This is a genomic window from Micromonospora sp. RP3T (assembly GCF_003027925.1).
Lineage (GTDB): Bacteria > Actinomycetota > Actinomycetes > Mycobacteriales > Micromonosporaceae > Micromonospora.
This window is the reverse complement of the sequence record NZ_PYPS01000029.1, coordinates 1-11780: the sequence shown is the minus strand read 5'-3', so window position 1 is coordinate 11780 and position 11780 is coordinate 1. Positions and strand designations below refer to the sequence as shown.

Here is an 11780-nt window from a genome sequence, read left to right as displayed (position 1 = left end):
CCTACTGATTCAATAGGAAAGGCAGTGTCGCCGAGCCCGGAGGTCCCCGTGAGCCTGTCCCCCACCGAAGCCGCCCACGACGCCGAACGGAGCCGGCAGTGGCTCGCCGGTGCGGCGCGCGGCGACGGCGTCGACCGTGACGCGCTGCGGGAGCTGGGCACCGCCATGGCCGCGGTCGCCGCCGCCGCCGCGGAACGCGAGCCGGTCGCGGTGACCGCCGTCCCGGTCGGCGTCGACCCGCCGATCGCCAAGCCGCTGCCGCCGGAGCTGCTGCGGCGGTTGGACACCAACGCCGAGATGCACTGGTCGGCGATGGCCGGTCAGGGATACGTGGTCCCGACCGACCGGTTCTTCGTCCGCAACCACACCGTCACCCCGCGACTCGACCCGGCCACCTGGCGACTGTCGTTGTTCGGCGACGGGCTGCACGGCGCGCCGCCCCGGACCGCGCCGGTGGAGTTCAGCCTCGACGAGCTGCGCCGGCTGCCGGCCGAGGAGAGCACCGCGCTGGTCGAGTGCGCCGGCAACGGGCGGCGGTTCTTCGCCTCCCAGCAGGGCGAGTCGGCCCCGGGTGTGCCCTGGGGGCTGGGCGGTGTGGGCGTGGCCCGCTGGCGCGGCGTCCGGCTCGGCGCCGTGCTGCGCCGGGCCGGCCTACGCGACGACGCGGTCGACGTGATGCCCGAGGGCCTGGACCCGCACTACGTCACCGGCGGGATCGACCTGGGCCGGGTCCGCCGGCCGCTGCCGGTCGCCAAGGCGCTCGACGACGTGCTGCTGGCGTACGAGATGAACGGCGCACCGCTGCCGGCCGACCACGGCTTCCCGGTGCGGGTGGTGGTGCCCGGCTGGATCGGCATCTCCTCGATCAAGTGGGTGGGTCCGGTGGAGGTCTCCACCACGCCGCTGTTCTCACCCTGGAACACCCGGTTCTACCGGCTGTTCGGCCCCGGTCACCCGGAGGGCGGCACGGTGCTCGGCGCGCAGCCGGTGAAGAGCGCGTTCGAGCTGGCCTGGGACGCCCGGGTGCCGGCCGGCGAGGAGCTGTTGCTGCGCGGCCGGTCCTGGTCCGGCACCGGGCCGATCGAACGGGTCGAGGTGGACACCGGCGACGGGTGGCGCGCGGCCGACCTGGTGGCCGCCGACCGGGGCGGTCCCTGGCAGCGCTGGACGGCGCGCTGGCGCCCACCGGTCGCCGGCCGGTACACGCTGCGCGCCCGCGCCACCGACCGCACCGGCGCCGGCCAGCCCGACCGGGCCGAGCCGAACACGCTGGCCTACGTATTCGACGCCGTGGTGGCGCACCCGGTCACGGCGTGCTGACGGTCAGGTAGCCCGGCGGGACGGTGTCGGTCAGCCACACCCCGTTCGCCGACCGGTAGAACAGGTAGCCGTGGTCGGCCATGGCGGCGGCGTCGACCGCGAGCACGACCACCGCGCCGGAGCGCCGCGCGCCGACCCGCCGGGCCGTCGCCACGTCCGGCGAGAGGTGTACGTGGTGTCGGCGTCCCCGCCGCAGCCCCTCGGCCCGGATCGCCGCCAGCACCTCGTCGGCGGTGCCGTGGTAGAGCCGGCCGGGCGGCGACGCCGGCGTCAGACCGAGGTCGACCGGGACCGAGTGGCCCTGGTTCGCGCGGATCCGGTCGACCCCGTCCGGGCCGGGCTCCACCGCGAAGCGTTGCTTGTCGTTGCCGGCGACCACGGCGTCCAGCTCGACGCGGCTGATCCGCATCGCGGCGAGCAGGTCGGTGACCGGCACCCAGCCGGCCCGGTCGAGCGTCAGGCCGAACCGGTCGGGACGGTGCCGCAACGCCAGCGACATCCGTCTGCTCACCCGGACCAGGTCACGGTGTTCCATCCGGACAGTGTGGGCGCCCGGCCACGCCGCGTCGACCGGATTCGGCGGGGCTGCCGGGACAGCGGGAGAGGTCGATCGAGCGCTGGAGCCGTTCCGCCGGTGTCCTGAGGTGGGTCGATCAATGAGAGATCGGCCTACCGGTCCCGGTTGACCTCCCGCGGTCCTCCTCGAAAAATGGCAATCGCGCCGACCACCAGCAGGAGAAGTGCCGTGACGGAAGCTGAGTAGTCATGGTCCACCCGCACCGGCCAGTCCCATGCGAAACCGGTGTTGACGGGGCTGCCGATGGTCATGGCCGTCATCGCCGACGCGACGGGAAGCAGCCAGGAGAGGCGAGCCCCCACGAGCGCTGCCGAGACCAGGGCCAGCCCGGTGAACCCGGCGAGGTTGCGGACCGCTGCCGTCATGCCGATCGGGCCGTTCAGATGCTGGGTCATGCCGATCGTTCCGAGTAGCGCGATTGACCCGAGAGCAGCGGCTTGTGCTGTCCTGTACCAGGCCAGTGCGCGAACGGCGGACCCGTCGACCTCAGGGGAAGGCGTGCGCAACGACACGCCCACAGCCACCGAGGAGATGAGCGGCAGAAAGACGACCCAGGGCACCGCAAGCTCGGTGTAGGAGCTCGTCCGGAATTCCGATGCGCCGACGACGAGGCCGGCGGCTTGGGCCATCACCACCACCGCTGCGGCGGCCAGCACTCGCCGGCTGCGAAGAAAAAGCCGTATTCCGATCACTGGAAACCCTCACCGGTAAAAACGTCGTCGCTCAGCCGGCAAGCATGGATCGAAGCGTAGTTCTTGGCAAACCAACTCCGCCGACCGGGCTCACCGATCTTGGTGAACCAGGTGAGGCGGGCAGCTGCGGCGTCATCACCAAAGAACTGCCTCATATCGTTGCTCAGCCATGCGCGAACGATTCCGATGTTGGCAGAGCTGCCACCGGCGGCCCGCTGGTCCGCGCACGCGAAGCCCCCAATTCCGACACCGTCGAGATATTCGGAAACCGCGCCGCGCATGTCCGCCTCGGAGAGGCTGTCGAGGGCGAAGCGATTCGCGTCCGGCCGAGGCTGCATCGCCATGTCTCGCGGAAGTTGCTCAATCCGAACGAAGTCGGCTGGGGTTCCCTGAACCTTTTCGTGCAGCTCGACGAATATCGTCGTCAGCCGCGGAAGCCCCTTGGCGAAAGCCGGGTGAACGCAAACCTGGGGTGCGCCTCGGGAACAGCGGTAGGCAACATTTTCAGGCTCACCCAGAATGCGCCCACGCTGACTCAGCACCACACCGACGGATACCGAGGCGACAATCACAGCCGCAACGACCGTCAGCAGGGGCGCCGCTTCCAGTCTCCCCTTGAGCACGATGGCCAGTGTTCCCGCAGCGAGCGCGATGAGCGCGATATACCAGAGCCCCTGTCCGGCGATGAGCAGGTCGTTCATCGGACGAAAGATGCTGACCTGCTGCATGGTGACCGGCGACAGGTACGACCAGGATGTTCCACCGTGCCGAAGATTCCAGGCGAAGTACAGATAGGAGATCAGGGCGACCGTCGGCGGCGTCCACACTCTGGGGAGCAGCCGACCACACAGGTAACCGACCGTCGCGATGAGAACGAGCGCGATCAGCCCGACCGAAAGCCAGACAAGGTCCGGCGCGCCCGCAGTCGCGCCCAAGGCGGTCTTCACGCCGAGAACCACCGCTACCGTGAGGTAGGAGACGGTGACGACGAGTACGACGGTTACCCATTCCAGTGCCGGCGCAGCCAGCACGCCCCGGGCCGCGCCCATGCGCAGGTACGCCGCACGCCTGCGGTGCTCGCGAGTCGCAATCCAGGCTGCCAGCCCGGCGATCAGGGGACCGGACAGCATCGATGCCCCGACCACCGCCGAGGTCATGTTCAGCCATATGTCGGTTGACGGCCACAGCCATTGAACGGCAAGCGCGCAGTGGGCGAAAAGAATAAAGGGGAACGCCAGCAGGGCGACGCTGTGCCGTAGCTCATGACGGAAGGCGGTCATGGCATCGACCGCCCGCCCGCGCTCAGCACCGCGCTGTAGCCGCGTTCCAGGACGGTGTCGCCGATCGCGTCGTCGTGCGACCTGGCGCTCAATTCATCGGCGGAGCCGTCGAAGGAGATCCGCCCGTCACTGAGTACCAGCACCCGGTCGGCAACGTGCTGGACCTCGTCCACCAGATGCGTACTGACCAGGAAGCTCGTCTGATCGCTCAGCATGCGGATGAGCGACCTGAACTCGATGCGTTGCTGAGGGTCGAGACCAACGGTTGGTTCGTCGAGGATGACCAGTTCGGGCGAGTGGACCACCGCCTGGGCGATACCGACGCGCCGGAGCATTCCGCCGGACAGGGTCCGCATGGTCTGCGAGGCACGATCCTCCATACCTACTCGACTGAGCGCCTCACGGGAGAGCTTCGCGATGTTCTTGTTGGGAACGGCTTTCAACCAGGCGCAGTACTCGACGAACTCCTGTGCGGTAAATCCAGGGAAGAAACCGAAGAACTGCGGCAGGTATCCAGTCCGGCGCCGAATATCACGAATTTCTGCGGCACGCGTGGCCGGCACCCCCACAACCGACAACGATCCAGCCGCCGGCTTCCTGATCGTAGCAATCATCTCAAGAAGCGTCGTCTTGCCCGCACCGTTCGGTCCCAGCAGAACGGAGACACCACTCGGCACGGAGAAATTCAGTTCTCTAATTACCCAGCTCTTTCCGTACCGCTGCCCAAGCCGCTCACCTTCGACTATGACGCTCAACACTCTTCCCTACTCCTAGCCGATGCGCAAGGCCACCGGCAAGCCCCCTACCTCGCACGCGAGGGCTTGGCCCGCGAGGTGGGGGGCTGCCGGCGTACACAGGAGACGATTCTCGCACGTCATCCCGCGTCAAGCACTACCCTGTCAGCACACCGTCAACTTCTTGTGCGAGCTGTCGTGGTAGGTGGTGTTCGTCGTGAAGAAGGTTCGGCCGTAGTAGGTCGACGTGTTGCCGCTGTCGCAACTCTGGGCGACTCCGCTGTAGTACGTCTTCGATCCGTTGTCATTGGTGTGGGTCACGACCGGATCAGGCTGCAGACTGAGATCTTGCTTGACCTCCACCTGCAGGTTCCGGTTGGCACTGGTGCTGCAGCGCCCTTCGCCGAGTGCTCTGAGTTCGCCACTGCTCAAGCCGAAGGAGGTGGTCGCAGCCGAGCAACCGGCAGGGTCCGCGAATGCGGCCGAGCCGGCGATGGCCGCCGTCGGAAGAGCTAGCAGGGCTCCGGCAAGAACAATCTTGATTCGCAAATCTTTCTCCAATCGTCTGGCTACACGACCGCGTTGCGCACGATCTCGGCAGGCTTGTTCTTCGATCAGCAGACCGTGTACCGACGGTGAGTCGAGTCGTGGTAGGTGGTGTTGGTGGTGAAGAAAGTGCGACCGTAGTACGTGGCAGTGTTGCCGTTGTCACAGCTCACGACCGTCGAGGCGTAGGACTTGGCGGTTCGGGAATCGTTGCCGTGCGCCACCACCGGATCGGGCTGCAGGCTCAGGTCCTGCTTGATCTCCACCTGCAGGTTTCGGCTCGCGCTCGTGCTGCAGAGCCCCTCACCCGTCGCCTGCAGCTTCTTGCCGGAATCGAGCCCGAAATCGGTGGTGCTCGCCGAGCAGCCGGATGGGTCCGCGTAGGCGGCCATGCCCGTGAGGGCCGCCCCAGGAATCGCGAGCAAGGCGCTCACCAGGACCAGCTTCAACTTCATATCCGCACCTAACTAATTAGGTCGACACGAAGGAATAGGCAGGCCACGACGCACACGCCAAGCCATGCGTGAGATTGGTGCCGACTTTCCCCCGTGCCGAGCTGTAACCTCGGACGTACTCAAAGTAGTCAGTTCCGCCGATGCCTGTCAACATCGAAGTTCGTAATCGTGCGGGTGTCCTGGCTGGACGCTTCGCGTGAACCGTGCGCCGGAAGATGCCTCCACCAGCAGTCCATTCATGCAGGCAGCATCACTGCTCTGGCACCCGCACTCGGTTAAGGATGGCTCGCGGACGGGGCCGTCAATCGCCAGGGCCGGCCGGAGTTCGAGTGCGCTGGATGTCAACGGTCGCGAGCCGGCTCGCCGGTGCCGGCCAGGTAACCGGCCGCCTGTAGTTCGAACAGCTGCCGGTAGGGGCCGTCGGCGGCCATCAGCGTGCCGTGGTCGCCCTGCTGGACGAGGCGACCGTGGTCCAGCACGAAGATCCGGTCGGCGTGCCGCACGTTGGCCAGCCGGTGGGTGATCAGCACGACGGCCCGGTCGGGGTGCCGCCGCAGGTGCGCGAAGAGGGCATGCTCGGCGCGCGCGTCCAGCGCGGCGGAGGGCTCGTCGCAGATGAGCAGCCGGGCGTCGCGGTAGAGGCTGCGGGCGGCCACCAGCCGCTGCCACTGCCCGCCCGACAGGTCCTGACCGTCCTTGAACTGCCGGTCCAGCAGCGTGTCGTACCCGAACGGCAACTCGCTGAGCATGTCGTGCGCGGCGGCGGCCCGGGCGGCGGCCTCCACGGTGGGACCGGGCCGGCCGGCCCGGTCGTGACGGCCGACCCGGATGTTCTGCCGGGCGGTGAACGGGAACTTCCACCAGTCCTGGCTCATCACCGCGACCTGGGCGGCGACCTGACGCGGGTCCAGTTCGGCGACGTCCACGCCGTCCCAGCGGATCGTGCCGTCGGTGGGCCGGTAGAGGCCGGCGATCAGCTTGGCCAGCGTGGTCTTGCCGGAGCCGTTCTCCCCCACCAGCGCGACCACCTCGCCGCGCCGGAACGAGAGACTCACCTCGTCGACGGCGGCGGCCTCGGTGTCCGGGTACCGCAGGCTGACCCGGTCCAGCTCCAGCCGGTCGAACCCGTCGACCGGCCGGTCGCCACCGGCCGGGATCCGCCGGTCGGCGCGGTCGAGGAAGTTTCGGTAGTCCTGGTAGTAGAGGGCGTCCTCGTAGAGCGAGTTGGTGGCGAAGATCGCGGTGTGCAGGCTGCCGCGCGCGGACTGGAGGGCGAGCAGCGCGGTGGCCGCCGCCGCGAGCGCGACCACGCCCTCCATGAGCAGGCCTCCCAGCACCAGGTAGAGCCCGAACGTGGCGATCCCGGTCACCGACAGACCGAGCCCCCGGGTGATCGTCTGGGCCCGGGCCAGGCGCAGCTCGGCCCGGGTCTCCAGACGTGTCATCAGGCGGTACTCCGAGAGCAGGAAGGCGCGCATCTGGTAGGCGCGGATCTCGGCCGCCGTGTGCCGGTTGGCCATCAGGTCGCCCAGCATCCACTTGCGGCGGCGCCGGGTGATCCGGGCGAGCCAGTCGACGTGCTGCCGGCGGGCCATCCGCACCGCCGTCACCGCCTCCGGCACGGCGGCGACGAGCAGACAGGGCAGCAGCAGCGGGTGGATGACGGCCACCGCGACGGCGGTGGCCACCACCCCCACCACGCCGGTGACCAGGTTGACCGTGTCGTCGACCAGGGACCCGGCCTCGGCCAGCCCTCGGTCGCGGGCCCGGTCCATCTCCTCGGCGAATCCCGGGTCGTCGAAGGCGGCCAGCTCGACCGCCGAGGTGGTCTCGAACAGCCGGCGCTCCACCGCGTAGTTGATCTGCGGGATGAGTCGGGCCTGCGCCCATCCGGCCGCGACGGTCAGCGCGCCGCGCGCGGTGACGGCCGCCGCGGCCAGCACCAGGGCGGGCAGCGCAGCCCGGATCCGCGCCGGCGTCGGACCGGCCGCGAAGAGCTGCTGGAGCACACCGGTGGTGGCGAGCAGGCCGAGCGTGGTGAGCACCCCGGCGGCCACGTTGAGGCCGAGCGAGGCCGCGGTGTCCCGGCGGCTGGTCGCCCACGCCAGACCGACCGCCTCGCGGACCAGCGCGGGCAGCCGGCGGGCCACCGACCAGAAGCCGGTGTGGGCCAGTTCGGTGGCCCGGTGCATCCAGTGCGGATCGACCAGCTCCGGCAGCGCCGACTCGTCGGCCGGCTCGTCCGGGTCGGACGGGGGACGAGGGTGGACCACTCCGGGCATGGCACCTCCCACACGGGGACCGGGCAGCAGGATATTACGTTCGGCAATCGACAGGTGTCAGCCGGTGACCGGCGTGTCGAACGAACGCGCCAGGCTCGTGTCGGGCTCGACGCCGGGTGGGACGCGCCCACCAGGTGGGGCGATACCGGGTCGCGTCGCGGTGACCGGCCCCGGATGGCAGGCTGGTGGGGTCGCCGGCGAAGGCCCGCCGACCGCCCCGTCGTGAAGGAGAAGATCGACCCGATGGCTGTGGACGTCACCACCACCGACGAATGGCAGGCGCTGCGCAAGCACGCCGAGGCGATGCGCGCCACCCACCTGCGCGACCTCTTCGCCGCCGACGGGCAGCGGGGCGAGCGGCTCACCGGCGAGGTCGCCGACCTGCACGTGGACTACAGCAAGAACCTGGTCACCGACGAGACGGTCGCGCTGCTCACCGCGCTCGCCGAGCGGGTCGGCCTCGCCGAGAAGATCGCGGCCATGTTCGCCGGCCGGCACATCAACGTCACCGAGGACCGCGCCGTGCTGCACACCGCGCTGCGCCTGCCCTCCGACGCCACGCTGCACGTGGACGGCCAGGACGTCGTCGCCGACGTGCACGCCGTCCTGGACCGGATGTCGGCGTTCGCCGACCGGGTGCGCTCCGGCGGGTGGCGCGGCCACACCGGTGAGCGGATCACCACCGTGGTCAACATCGGCATCGGCGGCTCCGACCTGGGTCCGGTGATGGCGTACGAGGCGTTGAAGGCGTACCGGGACGCGGGGATCTCCTGCCGGTTCGTGTCCAACATCGACCCGACCGACATCCACGACAAGACCGCCGACCTGGATCCGGCGCGCACGCTGTTCGTGGTGGTCTCGAAGACGTTCTCCACCCAGGAGACGCTGGCCAACGCCGACCAGGCACGGCGCTGGCTGCTCGCCGGGCTGGACGCGGACGACGACGCGGTCGCCCGGCACTTCGTCGCGGTCAGCACCAACGAGCAGCGGGTGCGCGACTTCGGCATCGATCCGGAGAACATGTTCGGCTTCTGGGACTGGGTGGGCGGACGGTACTCGCTGCCCTCGGCGGTCGGGCTGTCGGTGATGCTGGCGATCGGCCCGGACCGGTTCCGCGAGATGCTGGCCGGCTACCACGCCGTCGACGAGCACTTCCGCTCGACTCCGGTGGAGCGCAACGTTCCGGCGCTGCTCGGGCTGCTCAACGTGTGGTACTCGGACTTCCTCGGCGCGGAGACCCACGCCGTGCTCCCCTACGCGCAGTACCTGCACCGGTTCCCGGCCTACCTCCAGCAGCTCACCATGGAGAGCAACGGCAAGTCGGTACGCGTCGACGGCTCCCCGGTGACGTACCCGACCGGGGAGATCTTCTGGGGCGAGCCCGGCACCAACGGTCAGCACGCCTTCTACCAGCTCATCCACCAGGGCACCCGGCTGATCCCGGCGGACTTCATCGCGTTCAGCCGGCCCAACCACGACCTGGGCGACATGCACGACCTGTTCATGTCGAACTTCTTCGCGCAGACCGCCGCGCTGGCGTTCGGGCGCACCCGGGAGCAGGTGGAGGCCGAGGGCACCGCGGCCGACGTGGTGCCGCACCGGGTGATGGCGGGCAACCACCCGACCACCTCGATCCTGGCCCCGAAGCTCACCCCGGCGACCCTGGGCCAGCTCATCGCGCTCTACGAGCACATCGTCTTCACCGAGGCCGCGGTCTGGGACATCAACGCCTTCGACCAGTGGGGCGTGGAGCTGGGCAAGGTGATGGCCAACCAGCTCGCCCCGAAGCTCACCGGATCGGCGCCGGATCTGGCCGAGGTGGACACCTCGACCGCGGAGCTGATCCGCCGTTACCGCGCCGAGCGCGGCCGGAGCTGACCTCCGCCGACGACGCCCGGGTGGCCCGACCGCCCGGGCGTCGTCGTGACCTGCGACGACGTGAACCCGCCATTCGGTTGCACGAATCGCTCGACTGCTTACTCCCCGACAGTCGCCACATTTACCCGCGCCTCACCTTGACCCCTCGCCTCGGCCGCCGCAACCATGGATGAGCCGACGTCGATTCGCATTTCGACGACGGCGCGGCGGACCACCTGAGCAGTGGGGCGCCGGTTCGCAACGGGGGCTCGACGGGGAAACGGCTTTCCGCACCTCACCGATCCGGACGGCATTCCGGACGTGCTGGCGCGCGCCCATTTTCCCGCACCCGTGATCCGTTGCGGAAACGGCATTGCCGCCGCCATTCGACAGCGGATCACGACGGGGGAAATCGTGGATCAGATCCTGTACTGGAACGAGGTGGCCCTGGAGGCGAACCGGGTCACCCACACCACCGGCGACGTCACCGAGGCGCAGTCGCAGGGGCCGGTGGGCAGCGCCCGCGCGCTGGCCGTCGTCCACCTGGCCATGCACGACGCGTACGTCGGTCTCACCGGGGCGTACGAGCCGTGGTTGGGCGACCGGCTGCCGGAGCCACCCGCCGACGCGGACCCGGACAGCGCCGTGGCGGCCGCGGCCCGGACCACGCTGGCCGTCCTGCACCCGGCACAGCGGGCGTTCTTCGAGGCCCGACACCTCGCCGCGGGCCTGGTCGCCGGCAAGCACGACGCGGCCGGGCACGCCTACGGCCGGCGGGTCGCCGAGGAGGTGCTGCGGCTGCGGGCCGGCGACCCCGGTCTCGGTGACGACGGCTACGTGCCGTCCCTGGCGCGCCCGCACCACCGCGTCGACCCGGACAACCCGGGGCAGGGCTACCACGCGCCGTTCTACGGCGCGCGGTCACGCTGCTTCGCGGTGACCACCCGGCACCAGCTCGACGCACCGCCGCGCCCGGGCGACCGGGCGTACGAGCGGGCGCTGCGCCAGGTGCGGGGCAAGGGCGTCGCGCCGCACCTGGCCGGCACGCTGCCGGACCGGCTGCCGCGCCGGACCGCCGCCGAGACCGCCGTCGGGCTGTTCTGGGCCTACGACGGCGCGCGTGGCGTCGGCACCCCGCCCCGGTTCTACAACCAGATCGTCCGGGCCGTGGCCCGGGCTCAGGGCCACGACACGGCCCGCAACGCGCGACTCTTCGCGCTCGTCAACGCCGCGATGGCCGACGCCGGCATCCTCTGCTGGGCGGAGAAGTACCGCCACGACCTGTGGCGACCGGTGCTCGGCATCCGGGAGCACGACAGCTCGCTGGGGCCGACCGGCACCGGTGACGCCGCGCTCGACCCGGCCGGCGACATCGGCTGGCTGCCGTTGGGCGCGCCGAACACCAACAGCGTCGGGCAGAAGAACCGGACGCCGAACTTCCCGGCGTACCCCTCCGGCCACGCCACGTTCGGCGCGGCGGCGTTGCAGACGGTGCGCCAGTTCCACGGGCGCGGCGGGCGCGGCCCGGACGACCTCGCCGACGGGCTGGAGTTCGTCTCCGACGAGCTGAACGGCGTCAGCGTGGACAACACCGGCACGGTCCGGCCGCGCTGGGCCCGCCGCTTCCCGGACGGGTTGTGGCAGATGATCGAGGAGAACGGCCTGAGCCGCGTCTATCTGGGCGTGCACTGGTCGTTCGACGCGTTCGCGCTCGACGACGACGGCCGGGTCGACCTCGGGCAGAACATCGGCGGGGTGCGCCTCGGCCTGGAGGTGGCCGACGACCTGGCCGCGCACGGGTTGCGCGCCGACGCCGCCGCCGGCCCGGTCGAGCCCTGAACGGCAGCGGCCCGGTGACGCCGCGAAACGGAGGCGGCCCGGTCGAGCCGTGACACGGCAGCGGCCCGGTCGAGCCGTGAGCGGCTGCCGGGAAGCGCCCGGAAGCGGCGGCGGTCACTCGGGCCGCCGCTCGGACGGCCGTCGTGCCGCGCGCCACGGGGGTGCGCGCGGCACGACGGCGCCGGCGGGCTCGGGCCG

At 70.3% G+C, this 11780-nt stretch carries 10 protein-coding genes; 3 read left to right on the top strand and 7 right to left on the bottom strand.

Annotated elements, in window-relative coordinates; all coding sequences use genetic code 11:
• Positions 1-48: 48 nt before the first annotated feature.
• The gene (locus tag C8054_RS22085; protein ID WP_233219920.1) at positions 49-1320 is read left to right on the top strand and encodes a sulfite oxidase; all 1272 of its coding nucleotides are present in this window, start codon (positions 49-51) and stop codon (positions 1318-1320) included.
• Here C8054_RS22085 and C8054_RS22080 read toward each other — a convergent pair.
• From C8054_RS22080 to C8054_RS22050, 7 genes are all read right to left on the bottom strand, one after another.
• Positions 1307-1855, bottom strand: coding sequence for an RNA 2'-phosphotransferase (locus tag C8054_RS22080; RefSeq protein WP_107159683.1), 549 nt, complete (start codon positions 1853-1855; stop codon positions 1307-1309). The genes C8054_RS22085 and C8054_RS22080 overlap by 14 nt on opposite strands.
• Before the next feature lie 134 nt (positions 1856-1989).
• The gene (locus C8054_RS22075) at positions 1990-2553 is read right to left on the bottom strand and encodes a hypothetical protein (RefSeq protein WP_107159681.1); all 564 of its coding nucleotides are present in this window, start codon (positions 2551-2553) and stop codon (positions 1990-1992) included.
• 32 nt (positions 2554-2585) lie between these two features.
• A complete protein-coding gene (locus C8054_RS22070) occupies positions 2586-3869 on the bottom strand; it encodes a hypothetical protein (RefSeq protein WP_107159679.1) in 1284 nt (427 codons plus the stop codon).
• Positions 3866-4624: an ABC transporter ATP-binding protein gene (locus C8054_RS22065; RefSeq protein WP_107159836.1), complete on the bottom strand. Its 759-nt coding sequence runs from the start codon at positions 4622-4624 to the stop codon at positions 3866-3868. The genes C8054_RS22070 and C8054_RS22065 overlap by 4 nt, the downstream gene beginning before the upstream one ends.
• Before the next feature lie 144 nt (positions 4625-4768).
• Positions 4769-5152 carry a hypothetical protein gene (locus C8054_RS22060; RefSeq protein WP_107159677.1) on the bottom strand — a complete coding sequence of 128 codons (384 nt, stop codon included), beginning with the start codon at positions 5150-5152 and terminating at the stop codon, positions 4769-4771.
• A gap of 65 nt (positions 5153-5217) precedes the next feature.
• Positions 5218-5604 carry a hypothetical protein gene (locus tag C8054_RS22055; RefSeq protein ID WP_107159674.1) on the bottom strand — a complete coding sequence of 129 codons (387 nt, stop codon included), beginning with the start codon at positions 5602-5604 and terminating at the stop codon, positions 5218-5220.
• 341 nt (positions 5605-5945) lie between these two features.
• A complete protein-coding gene (locus C8054_RS22050; protein WP_107159672.1) occupies positions 5946-7886 on the bottom strand; it encodes an ABC transporter ATP-binding protein in 1941 nt (646 codons plus the stop codon).
• Between the two features lie 243 nt (positions 7887-8129).
• Here C8054_RS22050 and pgi point away from each other — a divergent pair, with 243 nt between their 5' ends.
• Both pgi and C8054_RS22040 read left to right on the top strand, forming a co-directional pair.
• Complete coding sequence (gene pgi, locus C8054_RS22045; RefSeq protein ID WP_107159834.1) at positions 8130-9764, top strand: glucose-6-phosphate isomerase; 1635 nt, start codon at positions 8130-8132, stop codon at positions 9762-9764.
• Between the two features lie 393 nt (positions 9765-10157).
• Entirely contained in the window at positions 10158-11582 is a 1425-nt protein-coding gene (locus tag C8054_RS22040) for a vanadium-dependent haloperoxidase (RefSeq protein ID WP_107159670.1), read from the top strand.
• Positions 11583-11780: the final 198 nt, after the last annotated feature.